General features: G+C 70.7%; 15 protein-coding genes. 7 read left to right on the top strand and 8 right to left on the bottom strand.

Features of this window, described 5'->3' with window-relative positions; translation table 11 throughout:
* The first annotated feature begins 67 nt into the window (after positions 1 to 67).
* The 4 genes from ASF49_RS16120 (at position 68) to ASF49_RS16105 (ending at position 3,719) form a co-directional block, all read left to right on the top strand.
* On the top strand, positions 68 to 334 hold the full coding sequence (locus tag ASF49_RS16120) for a ferredoxin (RefSeq protein ID WP_056474992.1): 267 nt from the start codon (positions 68 to 70) through the stop codon (positions 332 to 334).
* Complete coding sequence (locus tag ASF49_RS16115) at positions 331 to 1,623, top strand: NAD(P)/FAD-dependent oxidoreductase (RefSeq protein ID WP_056474988.1); 1,293 nt, start codon at positions 331 to 333, stop codon at positions 1,621 to 1,623. The genes ASF49_RS16120 and ASF49_RS16115 overlap by 4 nt, the downstream gene beginning before the upstream one ends.
* Positions 1,620 to 2,864, top strand: a complete 1,245-nt coding sequence (locus tag ASF49_RS16110) for a cytochrome P450 (protein WP_056474985.1) — start codon at positions 1,620 to 1,622, stop codon at positions 2,862 to 2,864. Before ASF49_RS16115 ends, ASF49_RS16110 begins: the two co-directional genes overlap by 4 nt.
* A 261-nt stretch (positions 2,865 to 3,125) precedes the next feature.
* Complete coding sequence (locus tag ASF49_RS16105; RefSeq protein ID WP_056474981.1) at positions 3,126 to 3,719, top strand: AprI/Inh family metalloprotease inhibitor; 594 nt, start codon at positions 3,126 to 3,128, stop codon at positions 3,717 to 3,719.
* A 61-nt stretch (positions 3,720 to 3,780) separates the two neighbouring features.
* Here the strand turns inward: ASF49_RS16105 and ASF49_RS16100 are convergent, their stop codons facing one another.
* On the bottom strand, positions 3,781 to 5,610 hold the full coding sequence (locus ASF49_RS16100) for an outer membrane beta-barrel protein (protein WP_082511353.1): 1,830 nt from the start codon (positions 5,608 to 5,610) through the stop codon (positions 3,781 to 3,783).
* Positions 5,611 to 5,898: 288 nt separating this feature from the next.
* Here ASF49_RS16100 and ASF49_RS16095 point away from each other — a divergent pair, with 288 nt between their 5' ends.
* The gene (locus ASF49_RS16095; protein ID WP_272481511.1) at positions 5,899 to 6,801 is read left to right on the top strand and encodes a KpsF/GutQ family sugar-phosphate isomerase; all 903 of its coding nucleotides are present in this window, start codon (positions 5,899 to 5,901) and stop codon (positions 6,799 to 6,801) included.
* 4 nt (positions 6,802 to 6,805) lie between these two features.
* Here ASF49_RS16095 and ASF49_RS16090 read toward each other — a convergent pair whose 3' ends face one another.
* A complete protein-coding gene (locus tag ASF49_RS16090) occupies positions 6,806 to 7,936 on the bottom strand; it encodes a glycosyltransferase family 61 protein (RefSeq protein ID WP_082511351.1) in 1,131 nt (376 codons plus the stop codon).
* 131 nt (positions 7,937 to 8,067) lie between these two features.
* On the opposite strand from ASF49_RS16090, the gene mutL reads away from it, so the two are divergent.
* Positions 8,068 to 9,969 carry a DNA mismatch repair endonuclease MutL gene (mutL, locus tag ASF49_RS16085; protein ID WP_056474970.1) on the top strand — a complete coding sequence of 634 codons (1,902 nt, stop codon included), beginning with the start codon at positions 8,068 to 8,070 and terminating at the stop codon, positions 9,967 to 9,969.
* Between the two features lie 42 nt (positions 9,970 to 10,011).
* Here the strand turns inward: mutL and ASF49_RS16080 are convergent, their stop codons facing one another.
* From ASF49_RS16080 to ASF49_RS16065, 4 genes are all read right to left on the bottom strand, one after another.
* Complete coding sequence (locus tag ASF49_RS16080) at positions 10,012 to 11,124, bottom strand: SPL family radical SAM protein (RefSeq protein ID WP_056474965.1); 1,113 nt, start codon at positions 11,122 to 11,124, stop codon at positions 10,012 to 10,014.
* Positions 11,125 to 11,213: 89 nt separating this feature from the next.
* Positions 11,214 to 11,771, bottom strand: coding sequence for a 16S rRNA (guanine(966)-N(2))-methyltransferase RsmD (gene rsmD / locus ASF49_RS16075; RefSeq protein ID WP_056474963.1), 558 nt, complete (start codon positions 11,769 to 11,771; stop codon positions 11,214 to 11,216).
* Positions 11,768 to 13,678, bottom strand: coding sequence for a pseudouridine synthase (locus ASF49_RS16070; protein ID WP_082511371.1), 1,911 nt, complete (start codon positions 13,676 to 13,678; stop codon positions 11,768 to 11,770). Before ASF49_RS16070 ends, rsmD begins: the two co-directional genes overlap by 4 nt.
* 1,063 nt (positions 13,679 to 14,741) lie before the next feature.
* A complete protein-coding gene (locus tag ASF49_RS16065) occupies positions 14,742 to 14,945 on the bottom strand; it encodes a CsbD family protein (RefSeq protein WP_056474959.1) in 204 nt (67 codons plus the stop codon).
* A 341-nt stretch (positions 14,946 to 15,286) separates the two neighbouring features.
* On the opposite strand from ASF49_RS16065, the gene ASF49_RS16060 reads away from it, so the two are divergent.
* Positions 15,287 to 15,754: a nucleoside deaminase gene (locus ASF49_RS16060; protein ID WP_056474952.1), complete on the top strand. Its 468-nt coding sequence runs from the start codon at positions 15,287 to 15,289 to the stop codon at positions 15,752 to 15,754.
* 4 nt (positions 15,755 to 15,758) lie between these two features.
* On the opposite strand, the gene ASF49_RS16055 is transcribed toward ASF49_RS16060, so the two are convergent.
* Complete coding sequence (locus ASF49_RS16055; RefSeq protein ID WP_056474950.1) at positions 15,759 to 16,079, bottom strand: hypothetical protein; 321 nt, start codon at positions 16,077 to 16,079, stop codon at positions 15,759 to 15,761.
* Between the two features lie 97 nt (positions 16,080 to 16,176).
* Positions 16,177 to 17,667, bottom strand: a complete 1,491-nt coding sequence (locus ASF49_RS16050; RefSeq protein ID WP_056474943.1) for an MFS transporter — start codon at positions 17,665 to 17,667, stop codon at positions 16,177 to 16,179.
* Between the last annotated feature and the right edge of the window lie 88 nt (positions 17,668 to 17,755).

Below are 17,755 nucleotides of genomic sequence, written 5' to 3'. Positions count from 1 at the left end.
CTGGCCGCGTCCCGACACCGCGCCGCTCCCGGCGGAACCGGCGACCGCCCGGGCTCATTGCGCAAGCATGTCCGATCTTCCCCATCACGACCGGCCGAGCGCCGATGCCCGGCGCGCCGCCGGCGGCCTGCGGGTCACCGTCGACCTGAACCTGTGCCAGGCCTACGCGCAGTGCTGCTACGCGGCCCCCGACCACTTCGTCCTGAAGGGGCGCGAGGCGCTGCACTACGACCCGGCGCCCTCGGCCGCCGCCCGCGACGACGTCGAGCGCGCCCGCATCGCCTGCCCGGTCCAGGCCATCCGCGTCGAGGATGCCGGGGCCGCGCCCCGATGAGCGATGCCGAGACGCGCGTCGTGGTGGTCGGGGCCTCGCTCGCCGGCCTGCGCGGCGCCGAGAGCCTGCGGCAGGCGGGCTTCGGAGGTTCCCTGACGATCATCGGGGCCGAGCCGCACAGGCCCTACGACCGGCCGCCGCTCTCGAAGGCGGTGCTCACCGGCGCGGTGCCGGCCGATGCCACGGCCCTGCCGAACCTCGTGACCCTCGAGGCCGACTGGCGCTTCGGCGATCCGGCGACGGCCCTGGACCGGAGCCGGCGGATCGTGACCCTCGCCAGCGGCGAGGCAGTGCCCTACGACCGGCTCCTGATCGCCACCGGGGCCTCGGCCCGCACCTGGCCGGAGGCTTCGCAGGCTGGCCTGTCGGGGGTGCACACCCTGCGCGGGCGCGACGATGCCGAGGCGCTGCGGCGCGCCCTCGCGGCGCGCCCGGACCGGGTCGTCATCATCGGCGGCGGCTTCATCGGCTGCGAGGTCGCCGCCGCCTGCCGGGCGCTCGACCTCTCCGTCACCCTGGTCGAGACCGGCCCGACCCTGCTGGCGAAGGTGCTCGGGCAGCATCTCGGCTCCGTGGTCGAGGCCCTGCACGCGAGCCTCGGCAGCACCATCCGCAGCGGCGTGAAGGTCGCGGCCCTGGAGGATGACGGCACCGGCCGCGTCGTGCGGGTGCGGCTCGTCGACGGCACCACGCTGCCCGCCGACGTCGTGGTGGTGGCCCTCGGCGCCGTGCGCAACACCGGCTGGCTCGCCGGCTCCGGCCTCGCCTTCGACGCGGGTGGCGTCGATTGCGACGCGCAGGGCCACGTCCTCGACGAGTCGGAACGGCCCGACACCCGGATCGCGGCGGCCGGCGACGTCGCGCGGTTTCCGCACCCGCTCTATCCCGGCCACCGCATCGCCCTCGAGCATTGGGGCCACGCCGTCGCGCAGGGGCAGCATGCCGGGCGGCTGCTCGCCGGCCTCGCGCCCGAGCCCTACGCCGCGGTGCCCGCCTTCTGGTCGAGCCAGGGGGGCATCACCATCAAGTCGGTGGGCCTGACCGACGGCGCCGACGGCGTCGTCATCGCCCGCGGCCGCCTCGAGGAGGGCCGATTCCTGGCGGTCTACGGCCGGGAAGGGCGCTGCATCGCCGCCGTGGCCTTCGACTGCGGCCGCTGGCTTCCGACCTATGCCGAGCACGTCGCGGCGGGGGCGCCGTTCCCCCCGGAGCCCGGCGGCGTCGATGCCGGCCCCTTCGCCGTGCTGCCGCCGGCCTTTCCCGAACCGGCCGACAAGGACAAGGCATGACCGATCCCACCCTGTTCGCGCAGATCAAGGACGAGGCCGCCCGGCCGGACCCGTACCCGCTCTTCGCCCGCCTGCGGGAATGCCCGGTCTCGCGCCAGGAGGACGGCACCTACGTGGCCGCCTCCCACGCGGCGATCGCGAGCCTGCTGCACGATCCGCGGGTGAGCTCGGAGACCCTGCCCCCCGCCGACCGGCCCCGGACGGGCAACCCCCTCAAGGACTGGCTGGTGAAGCCGGTGCGAGACCACATCACTGACACCCACCGGCCCTTCATCTTCCGCGATCCGCCCGACCACGATTGCCTGCGCGCGGCGGTGATGCAGCAATTCACCCCGGAGCGGGTCCAGGCCCTGCGGGCGCGCTCGCACATTCTCGTCGACGAGATCCTCGACAAGCTCGGCGACGCGAAGACCATCGATATCGTCGACGACCTCGCCTACCCGCTCCCCGTGACGGTGATCTGCGAACTCCTGGGGATCCCGCCGGCGGACGAGGCGCAATTCCATGGCTGGGCGACGCAACTCGCCACCGCCCTGGAACCCGACACCCTGCAGGACGACGACCTGCGCGCCGAGAACAGCCGCACCTTCGATGCCATCTCCGCCTACATGCAGGGCCTGATCGCGGAGAAGCGGAAGGACCCCCAGGACGACATGCTCTCCGGCCTGGCGACGCAGGGCGTCGACGGCCGCTCGCGGATGAGCGACTTCGACCTCATCGCCACCGCCATCCTGCTGCTGGTCGCCGGGCACGAGACCACCGTGAACCTGATCACCAACGGCATGCTGACCCTGCTGCGCCACCCGGAGGAACTGCGCCGCCTGCGCGATGACCCGAGCCGGGCGCCCCGCGTCGTGGAGGAGCTGCTGCGCTACGAGCCCCCCGTCCAGTTCCGCACGCGCAAGACCCTGTGCCCGATCACCCAGAACGGGGTGACCATTCCGGAGGGCGCGCCCCTGGTGCTGCTGCTGGCCTCCGGCAACCGCGACCCCGAGGTCTACGCCGAACCCGACCGCTTCGACCCCGACCGCACCGACAACCGCCACCTCGGCTTCGGCGGCAGCCTGCATTACTGCGTCGGCGCCCCCCTGGCGCGCTTCGAGGTCGAGGCCGCCCTGGTGGCCCTCGCCCGCCGCCTGAAGAACCCGCGGCTGGCCGCCGACCCGCCGCCCTATCGCCCGGGCTCGGCCCTGCGCGGGCCGAAGCACCTGCGGCTGGCCATCGACGGGATCGCACCGTAGGGGCGGCGCGGATCGGCGGGCCGAAAAGGCCGGGCCGCGCGGGATCGTCGTGCGGCTCCTGCCGGCTTCCCCTCGGCCGTTTCGGCCGCGGCCCGGCGCCGTGAGACCCGAACGCCACACCGGCTGGCAAATCTCCGGCCATCCCGACAAATCCCGCACAGGCTGCAGTCGGTGCCTTGCCGCCAGCGCAATTGCCGGTGACGCAGGCCCGAACCGGGGCCGCAGGCCCCGATCCCGCTCCTGCTTCGGAACCTGTCATCGATGCCGCGTTCGCTCCTGTCGACAGCCGCAATCCTCGCGCTCGCCGCCGGCCTCGGTGCCTGCGCCTCCCAGCGCCTCGAGGGACCGACGCGCGGCCGACTCCCCCCGGGTCCCCAGGCGGCCCTGGAGCCCGTCGTGCCGGCGATGCCGTCCGGCCCGGTCACCTCGGAGCCGCTGGCCCCGCCGCCGGGCGCCAGCGCCGTCCCGGCCGACCTGCCTCCGGTCGGCGCCAACGTCGCCGTCGCCCCCTCGACCCCGGTGATCGCGCCGGATCCGGCGCCCGTCGCACCGCCCCCGCCGCCGGTGGTGGCCAGCGGCCGGTCCTCGGTGGTCGGCACCTGGAATGCCAAGGACGCCACCGGCGCGAGCTGCAAGGTCTCCCTGTCGAGCGCCCCCGCCCTCGACCTCTACAAGGCCAGCGCCTCGGGCTGCCCCAACAAGGACCTCTCCAAGGTCACCGCCTGGGATTACCGCGACGGCGAGGTCTACCTCTACCAGCCCGGCGGCACCGTCGCGGCCCGCCTGCGCCAGGGTGGCGGGGCGCTCGACGGCGCGCTGTCGAAATCCGGCGCGTCGCTGGCGATGGTGCGCTGAAACCCGCGCGACCTCGACGCGACCTGCCTGGTATACGGCGACCGCCCCGCGGGCCTGCGCGTCACGGATTGATGCGCAGCCCGAGCAGGAACGTGTTCGCGTGGAAGCTCGAAGCGGCCGAGGTACTGTCGAGGCGCTGGTAGATGTAGCTCCCGCGCATCGCCAGCCAGCGATTGAAGCGATAGTCGATCCGCGCAGTCGCCGAGAAACCGCGCTCGGTGATGTTCACCCGGTCGTAGTCGTTCGACAGGTAGCTGATCCCACCGGTCAGCGAGAGATTGCGCAGGAGGTCGTGCTGGACTTCCAGCGTCGCGGTCTGTGTCAGGACACCGCTCGAACCCGGGACCGACGTCTCGACGACACCGGTCGCGGCATTGAGCCGAACGGTGGTCAGCGGGCTCGCGGTCCAGATCAGCGCCGCGTTGATCACCGGGGCCGTCAGGTCGCGCAGCGCCGGGTCGACGTAGCTGCGATGCTGAAGACCGGCGGAGATTTCGCCGCTGATGAAGCGGGTCAGCGCAAAGGTCGCGCCGCCCGAGAACGTAATGCCGTCCGAGTCACGCCGTATTCCCGTCGAATCCACCCGTAGATCGTAGACGCGCGTATCGGCGAGGACGTCGATGAAGGGCGTGATGACGGGCGAAATCTCGTAACCGGCCCGCAGTTGCAGGCCGTACTGGTTCAGGTTGCGGTCGCTCTGGCGCAGGATGGTGCCGTCGGAGAGCTGCGCATCCTCGAACTCCGAGCGGTCGAGCAGGCCCCGCAGCGACACCTGGACCCGGTTGAACCGCTCGGTCACGCCGACCGTCGTCCCGTAACTCGCGATCAGCGGCCGGGTCGCCGTCGCGGCCGCGAGGTCCGGCGTCCCAGTGCGTTGTGTTTCCAGGAGAAATCGACCCTCGACCTCGATCCGGGTGTCGCGGTTGGCGTCGATCCGCAGCCGCGTCACACCGGCTCCGTTCGGGCGGCTGGCCCCCTGATTGTCCGGGTAGTCGCTGTAGCCGCCGCGCAGGTCGCCGGTGAGTTCGCTCGACGACCAGTCGCTGCGGAAGCTCAATTCGCCGTCGGTCCGCAGCGCCAACGAGGGCTTGGCGAGCCGGCTGGTGATCTGGTCGGGGTTCGTGTCGTAGCCGATGCTCTGCTGGATCGCGGGCAGGATCGTGAAGGTCCCCACCTTGATGCCCAGCGGCGCGTAAGCTTCGTCGATGGTAATCGGCCGGCGCAGCGCCGTCGACAGGAAGAATCCCGGCGTCTGCACACCGGCGAGCGGCAGGATCGTCGGCAACGGCACGCCGCTCACCGCGCTGCGCACCACCGGCGTCAGGCGCAGATCGTAGGGCGGTACTTGCGTGATCGATCGCACTGGCCGCACCGTTGCATTGCCGAAGCGGCGCGGCGGCATCGCCCGAAGGCGCAGGATATTGGTCGGGCCGCGGTTGTTGGCGCCACTGGTCCCACCGGAAACGAGGGCGCTGCCCGAGCGGCTGCCAGCCAGGGCGCGCGTCGCCAGCCCCCCGCCTCCCGTGGTCTCACCGCCCGTCGTGCTGCCGTTGCTGTTGAGGACGCCGCTGCCCGAAACGGCGCTGCCGCGCAGGCTCGGACCCAGAGGCAGAACATCGCCGACGCCAGAGGTTCCGGAAGCAGCATCCGGTGCGCCCGACGGCAGGGCCTGGGCCGTCGCCGCCGAAGGCGCGAGCGTGAGGGCAGCGATCAAGGCGAAGCCACCAAGGCCTCGGATGCTTCCTCCTGCGATCGGCCCTGCGCGCGTCACGGATGGTTGTCTTTCCGCTGACCTTCGCGCCGGATCCGGCGCATCGAGACCTGAACCGTCGGCGGAGACGCATGACGGACGACGCCCAGACGTCCTTCGTGAAGGACCTCCCGGCGTCATGGTTAACAGGCGTACAACCGACACGGTTAATGGGGCGTCAACGGGCTGAGGGAGGCCATCCGCGGCAGCACGGAGTCGCCATCCGACCACAATCGCTGTCCATAGGCAGTCGGCAGTGGCGGCCCACGGGCGCGCGGATTCACGAGAAGGACACGGGCCGGTATGGCTCCCACAGATAGTGCCCAGGCCTTGCGCCCCGCCCCGACGCTCAACGAGACGACGCTCTCGCCCGCGGTCGCCTCCGCGCTGCGGACCATCGAGACCGAACGCGATGGGCTCGCCTGCCTCATGGAGGCCATCGGCAACGGTCTCGGGGCGCCGTTCACGGAGGCGGTCTCACGCATTGCCCACGCCAAGGGGCGCGCCATCCTCACCGGTATGGGAAAGTCCGGTCATATCGGGCGCAAGATCGCGGCGACGCTCGCCTCGACCGGCACGCCGGCCCTCTATGTTCATCCCGCCGAGGCCAGCCACGGCGACCTCGGCATGATCCAGCCCGAGGACGTTGTCGTGGCGTTGTCATGGTCCGGCGAAACGACCGAACTTGCCGACATCATCGGCTACGCCAGGCGCTACCGGGTCGGGCTCGTCGCGATCACCTCTAACAAGTCCTCGACGCTCGGGCGCGAGGCCGACATCTGCCTGACCTTGCCGAAGGCACGCGAAGCCTGCCCGAACGGCCTGGCCCCGACAACCTCCACGGCCATGCAGCTTGCCCTCGGAGACGCCCTGGCGATCGCACTTCTCGAGGCCCGCGGCTTCTCGGCCCGAGAATTCAGCATCTACCATCCAGGTGGCCGGCTCGGCGCGTCGCTGCGCCAGGTCCGTGAGGTCATGCATACCGGAGTGCAGCTGCCGGTCGTTTCGCGCGGCACGCCCATGCGCGCGGCGATCGCCGAGATCGATGCCAAGGGGTTCGGCTCAGTGGTTGTCGTGGAATCCGATGGGCGCCTCGCCGGAATCGTCACCGACGGCGATCTGCGTCGCAACGTTTTCCGCAGCGATCTCGACGGCCTCGCCGTGGAGGCGCTGATGAGCGGCAAGCCTCGGACGGTGGCTCCCGAGACATTGCTAGCCAAAGCCCTGGAGATCCAGGAATCGATGAAAATCACCGCGTTGATCGTCGTCGAGAACGACCGGCCCGTCGGTCTCGTGCACTACCACGATCTGCTTCGCTCGGGCGTCGCCTGAGCGATCAGGTTCGGCGATCGAGCCAGCGCTGGACAGGCTTCCAGCCCGGAATCCACTTGGCACGCCACCGGGCCGCATCCTCCGCCGCATCACGGGCATCAAGGGTGTCGAAGGCCCGAACGCGCTCCAGCATCTCGGCGGCGACCGCTTCAGGGTCGGGAATCGACCAGCCGAAGTGGAAGCCTGGCTCGTCCCCGATCGTGCTTCCAGGAACGAAGTAGTAGCGCGCCCGTGTGCCGTTCAACGCATCCAGCAGCAGGAAGTTGGCGTTCACGGGCGGCGTCCAGTTCAGCGCCAGGATGCGCCGGTTCGGGGCCGCGAAGACGGCCGTGTGAAAGGCCGAGCCCGCCGTTCCGAGTACCATCCGCCGCTCGGAGAGAAGCCGAACCAGTTCGGGAAAGCGCAGAGCTTCCGGAAAGACGATGTCGACGCCTTGCCGGCTCAGGGTCTCACACAGCGCATCTTCGTTACGCAGCCGCGAAATGCCCGATCCCAGCCGTGCCTTCGACAAGTAGACCGGCGTGGCCTCGCGATCGACAGCGGCCGGATCGTAGAATGCTTCGCCAGTGAAGCGCGTGAGTTTGCGGTAGATCGCGTAGGTGAAGTCCTGCTCCTTCACGGATGGCTCCGGCAGCAGCAGCTCGGGAATCCGCGTCACGTTCTGAAAGGTGACGAGGTCTTCGACATTCAGATCGAAGCGAGCCAAGATGTCGGCCAGGAATGGAAGAGCGGCCCATTGCGCGTGCAGCACATCCAAGGGGCCTTCCGCATAGCACAGGAGGCGCGGCCTCGGTCCCGTCCAGCTGAGCAGCGGCCAGAGGCGCGCGAAGGTGCCGAGCAGGAAGTGGCCGTAATGCGTGATCAGCGGACCAATGAAGAGGGTCGGGCGATCATCGGCCTGATCCACAACATCCGTCAGCATCGGGTTGGCGCCGAACTCGATGATCGTCCCGGCGGCATCGCACAAAGCCCAGCTCCCGTCCGGGCTCGCCGGTTGATAGATGGCGTTCGTCACCGTGCGCAGGCCTGGGAGGGCGTCGCGGTGCTCGGTGCGTCCCCAGACCGTTCGGCACCGCTGTAGCTTGGGTCTCACGCGCGGGTTGAATCCTTGGACGATGATGCTCGAAGTCGCCATGCGACAGTCCACGTCGCGTAAGCGATCCGACGGCGTGGGAGCGGCCAGCAACGCGAACGGACCGCGGTATACATGATAGGCCTTCGCGTTGCCTTTCGGCCGGATCTAGGCGCAGCTATAGTTTCCTCCGCATGTCCACGCCACCTCGCCCCGTCCGACGCCTCGATCCGATCCTCGTCGACCGCATCGCAGCGGGCGAGGTCGTGGAGCGGCCAGCCTCGGCGGTCAAGGAACTCGTTGAGAACGCAATCGATGCGGGCGCGAGAAGCGTCGAGGTCTCGATCGAAGGCGGTGGACGACGTCTGATCTGTGTCGTCGATGACGGTGCCGGCATGAGCGCGGCCGACCTAGCGCTTGCCGTCGAACGACACGCAACCTCGAAGTTGCCGGGTGGTGATCTGACCTGCATCGAGACGCTGGGTTTTCGCGGTGAGGCGCTGCCTTCGATCGGTGCCGTTGCGCGCCTGATGCTGACCAGTCGCACGGTGGACGCGGACATGGGTGTCACACTCACGGTGGACGCCGGCGTCAAAGGCGAGGTACGGCCGGCACCGAGCGCAAAGGGCACCCGCATCGAAGTCTGTGATCTTTTCGCTGCGACCCCGGCACGATTGAAGTTTTTGAAGTCCGATCGGGCCGAGACGGCTGCGATCAGCGACATCCTGCGTCGCCTTGCGGTGGCGCAGCCGCAGATCCGCTTCGCGCTTCGCACCGAGAACGGAACGCCGCTGGTCTTCCCAGCCGAAGCCGACACCGGACCCGCTGCTACCTTGCGGCGCCTGACTGGAATATTCGGTCCCGATTTCGGAGCGAATGCGCTTGCCCTCGATATGGCCCGTGAGGGCTTCGCCCTATGCGGACATATTGGCCTGCCGAGCTATCACCGCGGCACCGCCAATCAGATCCACTTCACCGTGAATGGTCGCCCCGTGCGCGATCGCCTTCTGCTCGGGGCGGTGCGCGGCGCCTATGCCGACACGATGAGCTCCGACCGCCACCCCGTCCTCGCGCTGGCGATCCAGTGCAACCCGTCCCTGGTGGATGTGAACGTGCACCCTGCCAAGACGGAGGTGCGCTTCCGTGATCCTGGTCTGGTCCGGAGCCTGGTCGTCAGCGCGATTCACGAAACCCTGCACCAAGCCGGCCTGCGCGGTTCCACCACCGGCGCTGCCCGGACCCTTGATGTGCTGCGGACAACCGATCTCGCAATACACTCTGGTGCGAGCGCCTACCGAAGTCCGATGCCGAGCCTGCCGCGGTCGTTCGCGTCTGTCGCCGCGCCGGGTCAATACCGGCAGGCGATCCCGCGCCCTCCGGTATGGAGTGGGATGGCAGAGCCTTCTCAGGCGCGATTCGACGATGAACTCGTGGTGCCATCGGCGGATTCTCGCCCGAACCTCGACCCGCTGGAAGCCGACGGATATCGACTCGGTGCGGCCCGGGCGCAGTTGCACGAGACTTACATCGTCGCCCAGACCGCCGACGGCCTCGTGCTCGTTGATCAGCATGCGGCTCACGAGCGGCTGGTCTACGAACGTCTGAAGCGGGAACGGTCGCGGGGGGGCGTCGCTCGCCAAGGCCTGCTGATCCCCGACGTCGTCGAGATGGCGCCGGGCGATGCCGAGCGGCTCGTGGCCGCCGCGCCCGATCTCGATCGGCTCGGGCTTACGCTGGAGGCGTTCGGCACCGGCGCGGTCCTCGTGCGTGAGGTTCCCGCGGCCCTCGCCACGGCCTCGATCCGAAGCCTCGTGATCGACATTCTCGATGCGCTGAACGAGAGCGGGCTGGAGGACGAAAGTCCGGACGGTACGGACGAGGGCGGAGGACCCCTCGGCCGGCGTCTGGACGCGATCTTGTCACGGATGAGCTGCCATGGCTCGATCCGGGCGGGACGGCGTCTGCGCCCGGAAGAGATGAACGCACTGCTGCGTGAGATGGAGACGACACCGCTCGCCGGCACCTGCAACCATGGTCGTCCGACCTTCGTGGAGCTGAAGCTCCACGACATCGAGCGGCTGTTCGGGCGGCGCTAGTTTTTCGACGGAGCGTCACCGAGATCGGACAGCGGTGATGCTTCAGGTCCAATAGAGAATCCGCGCAGCCGGGAACACGTCGGCAAGCTCTTTCGTGATCGAAAGGCGCATTGCCTGCATGAGATCGCGCGGAAAGACGTATTTGACCGAGCCGAACTTCGTCAGTTTTCGGCTGCGGTCGCTCTCCTGCATCGGCAGATCCGATCCCGGATACCATCCCTCGAGCACTTCCTTCGAGCCCGGTGTGAACCGGTGGGTGATGAGTTCGACCGTGAGATCGAGGTCCCTCAGACCGGACAGCGCCGTGGCAGCATCCCGGATCAAGGCGGCGTAGGCGTCCTGCCAGTCGGGGAGCGGCAGGATTGGCGCGATGGTGAGCCCCACGGGATAGCCGGCCTCTGCGACGGAACGGAGAGCCCCCAAACGGGCATCTAGGCTCGCCGTACCGCCCTCGTAGCGGGCGGCGGCGCGCGCGTTCACCGAGAACCGGATGCGGGTCCGCCCACGATGGGCGAGGCCGAGCAGGGGCTGGACGGCGGCGAACTTCGTGGTGAAGCGCAGTTGCACCGGCGCGTCCCAGGCACCGAAATGGGTGATGGCGGCCGAGAGCGAGCCGGTGAGATGTTCGATGCCGAGGGGGTCGGTGTAGCAGGAGGCCTCGAAGGTGGTGCCTTCGTGGGCGCGATCGGCCTGGGCGGAGGTGATGGCACCCTGGCCGAGATAGGTTGTGAGGTTGCCCAGAATCGCGTCGAGGTTAGCGTAGGCCCGGGTGACCGGAGGTCCCGAGAGCGAGCCGGCGAGGTAGCAGTACTGGCAATGCGCGGGACAGCCCTCGGCGAGATCGAAGCGCCAATCGGCGCTCGGAGGGATCGGCTGGAGCCTCAGCTTCGTCGGGGGCGCGACGACGATGGCGAGGGTCGCCTTGGCCTCGCGATAGGCCGCGCGCGGATCCAGATTCCGCAGCCCTGTCAGGCGGTTGGCTCGCAGGCACTCGACCGGCAGGCCGAGCGCCTCGGCGCGGGCCACCATGGTCCGGCCGTGGGCGTATTCCAGGGCGGCGGGTGTGACGAGGACGCGGCGCGGGCGCCAGAGTCGGGCGGGGCGCGGATCGAGCTCGATTGCGGCGGCGTCGGTTCGGAGTTCGGCGAGGGCCATCCTGGGTGAACGCGACCGCCGCCTCAGGGGTCCGCGGCGCGCTCGCGGGTCGCGCCCGTATACCAAGAGGGTCGTGTCGAGGTCGTGCCTCAGGCGGCGTAGCGCGCGTAGGCGAGAGCCGTATCGCCGTAGACCCGGCGCTCCAGCTCGGTGAAACCGGGCGGCAGGGCGACGTGCACGCCGGCGGATTCCTCGACGACCGCGAGGGCGCCGGGGGTGAGCCAGCCGCCGGCCGCCGCGCTGGCCAGGGCCGCCGGCGCGAGGTCGCGATTGTAGGGAGGATCGCAGAACACCAGGGTGAACGTGCCGCTGGTCCCGGCCGGACCGAGCCGGGTGGCGTCGCGCCGGAACAGGCGGGTCGATCCTTCGGCGCCGAAGGACTCGATGTTCTCGCGAATCAGTGCCCGGGCCTCGGCACCCTCGTCGACCAGGAGCGCATAGGCCGCCCCGCGGGACAGGGCCTCGAAGCTGAGAGCGCCGGTGCCGGCGAACAGGTCGAGGACCCGAGCCCCGGCGACGGCGTCGTCATAGGCGTGGGCGAGGACATTGAAGATCGCCTCGCGCAAGCGGTCCGAGGTCGGCCGGATCGCGTCCGTCTTCGGGGTGGCGAGGCGGCGACCGCGCTGATCGCCGCCGACGATCCTCACCGGCTGCCGCCGCGGGGCGGACGGCCACCGCCGCCGCCGGGCTTGCTGCCACCGGGCTTGCCGCCCCCGGCCCCACCGCGGCTGAAACCGCCGGGCTTGCCGCCGAAGCCACCGGGTTTGCCGCCGGCCTTGAAGCCGCCACCCGGCTTGCCGCCGCCGGACCGGGCCGCACCGCCCTTGAAGCCACCGCGCTCGCCGTCCTGGCGGGCAGCGCCCCCCTTGAAGCCGCCGCGTTCAGCGCCGGGGCGGTCGTTGCCGCGGAAGCCACTGGGCTTGTCGCCGCGGAAGCCGTCGCGGGCGGGAGCACCGCGCGAGCCCGGACGGCCACCGCGCTCGTCGCCGCCCTCCGAACGGTTGGCGTTGCCGCGGAAGGGACCGCGCGGACGGTCCTCGCCGCCGCGCGGCGGACCGCGGTGCTCGGCGCCGTCCTGGGACCTGAAGTTTCCGCGCGGGCGGTCGTCGTCCCGGCGCGGCGGCCGGCCCTCACCGCCGAAGCCACGGGCCGGACGCTCGCCGGTGGAGCGGGCTCCGGGGGCGCGGTCGTCGGATTGCCGGAAGGGCCGGGCCTGGGCCTCGGCGCGGGGGAAGCGGCCCTCCCGGGGCGCGGCCTCGTCCCCGCGGCGGCGCACGGCGCTGTCGCGGCGATGCGGCTCGGCGGAGGGCTCCTGCGGGCTCGACTTCAGGCGTTCCACCAGCACCCGGCGCTCGCCGGTGCTGATGGCGCCGACGCGCTCGCGGCCGCGGGCGGCGGCGGCCTCGCGCTCGGCCTTCGGGTCGGCGCCCCGGCGCGGGATCTTCACCCGGCGCGGCGCGTCCTCGGCGGCGGCCTCGTCCTCGGCGCGCCAGACGGAGCGGCGCGGCCCGGCGCTGTTGCCGCCGGTGGGAACCCGGGCGGGCTTGGCCGGGGCCATCGGACGGCCACCGCCGCGCGCCGCCTCGTCGTCATAGGCGCGCGGCTCGCGGCGCTGGGCGGCGGAGGCGCTGCGGGCGGGCTGCTTGGCCTGCTGCTTCGGCGAGCCGAAGGGCGCGATCGGCTCGCGCACCGGGCTCTCGAAATCGACGCCGGCCTGCTCCGAGAGGGCCGGGCCGAGCTGTTCCTTGAGCACCTTGGTGCGGATCTCCTCGGTGAGACCCGCCTCGAGGTCGCCGAGCTGGAACGGCCCGAACGACAGCCGGATCAGCCGGTTCACCGCCAGCCCGAGATGCTCGAGGATGCGCTTGACCTCACGGTTCTTGCCCTCGCGGAGGCCGAGCGTCAGCCAGAGGTTGTCGCCGGACGCCCGGTCGAGGGTCGCATCCACCGGGCCGTAATCCATGCCGTCGATGGTGACGCCCCGGCGCAGCTTGTCGAGTTCGGCCTGCGTGGTGTCGCCGTGGGCGCGCACCCGGTAGCGGCGCAGCCAGCCGGTGTCGGGGTGGGCGATGACCTTGGCGAGGCCACCGTCGTTGGTGAGGAGCAGCAACCCCTCGGTGTTGATGTCGAGGCGACCGATGGCGACGACCCGGGGCAGATCCTCCGGCAGATTGTCGAAGACGGTCTGGCGGCCTTCCGGGTCGCGCGCCGTGGTCACCAGGCCGCGGGGCTTGTGGTAGATCCACAGGCGGGTGCGCTCGCGGGCCGGCAGCGGCTCACCGTCCACGGTGATCCGGTCGTCCGGGGTGACGTTCATCGCCGGCGAGGCCAGGACCTTGCCGTTGAGGGTGACGCGGCCCTGCTCGATCATCGCCTCGGCGTCGCGGCGCGAGGCGATGCCCGCGCGGGCGATGGCCTTGGCGATGCGGTCGCCGTCGGGCGTGGCGTCGTCGCGGGCCGGGCCGCCGGAGGAGGCCGCCTCGGGCCGCGGCGCCGGAGCGGGCTTGGCCAGGGCCGTCTTGCGGCGCAGGGGCGCATCGCCGCCGCGGGGCATGGCCGCGTGGCGGACCTTGGGCTTCTCCTCCGCCGAGGGGCCGGGGATGCCGGCATCGGTCGCCGGAGCCCAGGGCTCGGCCGGGGCCGCCGGTTTCGGCTCGGGAGATTTCGGCTCGGAGGATTGCGGCTCGGGCGCCTGGGTCTTCTCGACCGCCTTGGCGCGCTTGGCCGCCGGCTTGGCTGCCGGCTCGGCAACGGACGGTTCCGCCGCGGGACCGGGCGCCTCGGGTGCCTTGGCTCTGCTCGCCTTGACGTCGCTGGCCTCGGCTTCGAGTGCAGCCTCCGACGGCGTCCCGACCGTCGCCTTCGTGGCCTTCGCCGTCTTGGACTTGGGCTCGGACGCCTCCGTCACCGCAGGCGCGGTCTCGGCCGCCGTCTTCGGGCCCACGGCCTTGGCAGACTTGGGCTTGGCAGGCTTGGGATCGGCAGGCTTGGGATCGGCGGGTGCGACCGTCTCGACCTTCGCTTCCGCGGACTTGCTCGCGGCGGACTTGGTCACGGTGGACTTGCCCGCCGCAGCCTTCGGCGTGGCCGCTTTCGGGGCCGTCGCCGTCACGGCTTCCGCCTTGGCCGCGTCCTCGGTGGCGGCCGGCTTCGCCGCTCTCGCGTTCGGCGCCTTCGCATCGGACGACTTGCCGGCCGAAGCTTTCGCTTCCGCCGCCGGCGCGCGCGAAGACTTGGCCTTGCCGGTCCCGGTCTTTTCGACCTCCGCCGTCACGGGCTCGGCCTTGGCAGCCTTGGCCGTCTTAGCGGGCTTGCCGGCCGGCGCCTCCCCGGCCGATGCGGCCGGCGCGACGGCCTTGGTCTTCGCCGCTGAGGTCTTCGTCGAGGCCTTGGCCTTCGAACGGGAGGTCTTGGCAGGCGCGTCCTCAGACCCGCCCATCGTATCGTCAGTCTTGTCGGTCATGCCTGCCCCATAACAGAGCGGACGCGCCGTTGCGAGTGATCCCGCGCTCATGGGCCGCGGGTTCGCCGAATGCTGGGCGCAAACAGGCGAAAAGGCGGCTCGCGCCGCCTTTCCCATTCCGTGTCGCCCGGAGCCGAGCCCCGGGCTGGAAGACTCAGAGCTTGCTCTTGACCGTGTCGGCGGCGTTCTTGACGCCGTCCTTGGCATCGCCGACGGTCTTCTGGGTCTCGCCCTTCAACTCCTGGGCCTTGCCCTCGGCCTTGAGCTTGTCGTTGTCGGTCACGTTGCCGATGCCCTGCTTGACGTTGCCGACGGCCTCGTTGGCGAGACCCTTGATCTTGTCGGTGGTGCTGCTCATCGTGCGCTCCTCGTCTTCGGGTTGGCAGCCTGGCGACGTGTCAGCCGAGCCGCATTGCCCAGTCCAACGGCCACGCCCGGGCGATGTTCCGCGGTTTAACATTCTCGTGAACCGGTTCGGCCTCACGCCTCCGCCCGTGGCGGATCGAGCGGCGCCCACGGCGTTCGGTTCTCTCCGTCGGACGTCCCGGGGCTCCGGCCTCGATCGCGACGACTGTCCAAGCGACTTGGGGCGGGTCCCCAGCGGACCGGTTCCGCGGGTGCCGGGTGCAGCGGGCGTGCCCCATTGCGGATTGTCGGCCTGACGGCCAAGGATCGGACGCCGATCGCAGGACAGCGCCGATGCCCGATGCCGACCCTTCCGCCAGCGACCCGATGAGCCGTGCCTTCGCGGCGGCGCGCCTGGCAGCGGGGGAGGGAGAGGTTCCGGTGGGCGCGGTGGTGGTCAAGGACGGGGTCGTCGTCGCGGTCGCGCATAACCGCCCGCGCGCCCTGCGCGATCCGACCGCCCACGCGGAGATCCTGGCGATCCGGGCCGCCTGCCAGGCCCTGGACGACGAGCGGCTGAGCGGATGCGACCTCTACGTCACCCTGGAGCCCTGCGCGATGTGCGCGGCCGCGATCGCGTTCGCGCGCATCCGGCGCCTCTACTTCGCGGCCTCGGATCCGAAGGGCGGGGCCGTGGAGAGCGGTCCGCGTTTCTTCAACCAGCCGACCTGCCACCACAGCCCGGAGGTCTATGGCGGCCTTCGCGAGCGCGAGGCCGCCGATCTGCTGCGGGCCTTCTTCGCCGAGCGGCGGGTGACCTGAAGGCTCAGCTCCCGCCGCCGCCACCGCCGCCGGTATTGCCGATCGGCTTCTGGTTCTGCTCGGCATTGCCGGAGGCGCCGGAATTGTTCGAGACGCTGGAGGCGCCCGTCGCCCCGGGGGCGATGGTGCCGACCGATCCGGGGCCGCCATTGTCGACGCCGCCGGGCTTGACCACCGGCGCGCCGGCGACGCCCGGCGCCGTCATCCGCGGCGGACCGGGCTGCTTGATCTCGGCCGGGCTGTTGCCCTCGGCGAAGGCCGCGGAGGTGCTGGCGAGGACGCCGCCCGACAGGACGAGCGCGAGCGTGGTGGGGTTGATCCGCATGAGGTCCTTCCGGGGATGGGCTTGACACGATCGATCGGTGACCAACCCCGGCCATCCCCGGTGGTTTCAAGCTTTGCCGGCGCCGAACCTCATGTTTTCAGGCCGCCGCGAGAGGTTTCGAGACGTCCTCCAGGGATTTGCCTTCGGCGGCGGTGCCGAAGAGCCCGCCGACCACCGCCGCCACCGCCATCAGGGTGGCGCCGATCAGGTAGCCGATCAGCACGTTGTCGCGCGAGCCGGTCTCCACCAGGGCGCCGAACAGGAGCGGGCCGGAGACGCCGCCGATGCCGGTGCCCAGCGCGTAGAACACCGCGATGGCCAGCGCCCGGATTTCGAGGGGGAAGGTCTCCGCCACGGTGAGGTAGGCCGCGCTCGCGGCGGCGGAGGCGAAGAAGAACACCACCATCCAGGCCGCGGTCTGGCCCACCGGCCCGAACACGTCGATCTTGAACAGGTAGCCGGTCACGGCCAGCAGGATCGCCGAGATGCCGTAGGTGAAGGCGATCATCGGGCGGCGGCCGACCGTGTCGAACAGGCGCCCCAGCAGCAGCGGGCCGAGGAAGGAGCCCAGCGCGAAGGGCAGCAGGTACCAGCCGACATGGTCGCCCGGCACGTCGTAGAACCGCTGCAGCACCAGGGCGTAGGTGAAGAACAGGGCGTTGTAGAAGAACGCCTGCGCCACCATCAGGGCGAGGCCCACCATCGTCTGCTTGCGGTGGCCGACCAGCATGGTGCCGAACACCTCCTTGAGGGGCGTGTGGCTGCGGGTCCTGAGCTTCATGCGCTTGCTCTCGTCGATGGGCGGCAGCGTGTGGCCCTCGTCGATGAAGCGCTTCTCGATGCCGGTGACGACGCGGTCGGCTTCCGCCACGTAGCCGTGGGTGGCGAGCCAGCGCGGGCTCTCCGGAATCCAGGTCCGCAGGAGCAGGATGACGAGGCCGATGCCGCCGCCGACGAAGAAGGCGATGCGCCAGCCCCAGGCCGGGTCGATCATGCCCGGGCGCAGCACGACGATGGACAGGAACGAGCCCATCGCGGCGCCGATCCAGAACGAGCCGTTGATGACGAGGTCGGTCCAGCCGCGCACGCGGGCGGGCACGAGTTCCTGGATCGTCGAGTTGATGGCGGTGTACTCGCCGCCGATGCCGGCGCCGGTGAGGAAGCGGAACAGGCAGAAGCTGTAGATGTTCCAGGACAGGCCGGTGGCGGCGGTGGCGGCGAGGTAGAGCGCAAGGGTGATGAAGAAGAGCTTCTTGCGGCCGATGCGGTCGGTGAGCCAGCCGAAGCCCAGTGCGCCCGTGACGGCGCCGACGAGGTAGGAGCTCGCCGCGAGCCCGATGTCGAACTCGGTGAAGCTCATGGGCTCGGCCCGCAGCGCTCCGACGAGCGAGCCGGCGAGGGTCACCTCCAGGCCATCCAGCACCCAGGTGATGCCGAGCGCCACGATGACGAGGACGTGGAAGCGCCCCCAGGGCAGGCGGTCGAGCCGGGCGGAGATGTCCGTGTCGATCACGGTGCCCATCGGAACGCGCTCCGGCGTCGCCCCCGCGCTCGCGCTGCCTCGTTCCGCCACGGCCTTGGTTGCCATCGAATCCTCGTTAACCGTGCTCCAGGACAGTTGTTGGCAATCCGGCGCGATGCCCGGCGGTTCCGCCAAGCTTGGCGCAAAGGTAAGT

Origin of the sequence: Methylobacterium sp. Leaf104, from assembly GCF_001422885.1 — a bacterium.
Classification (GTDB): Bacteria; Pseudomonadota; Alphaproteobacteria; order Rhizobiales; family Beijerinckiaceae; genus Methylobacterium.
This window is presented reverse-complemented; position numbering and strand designations above follow the sequence as displayed.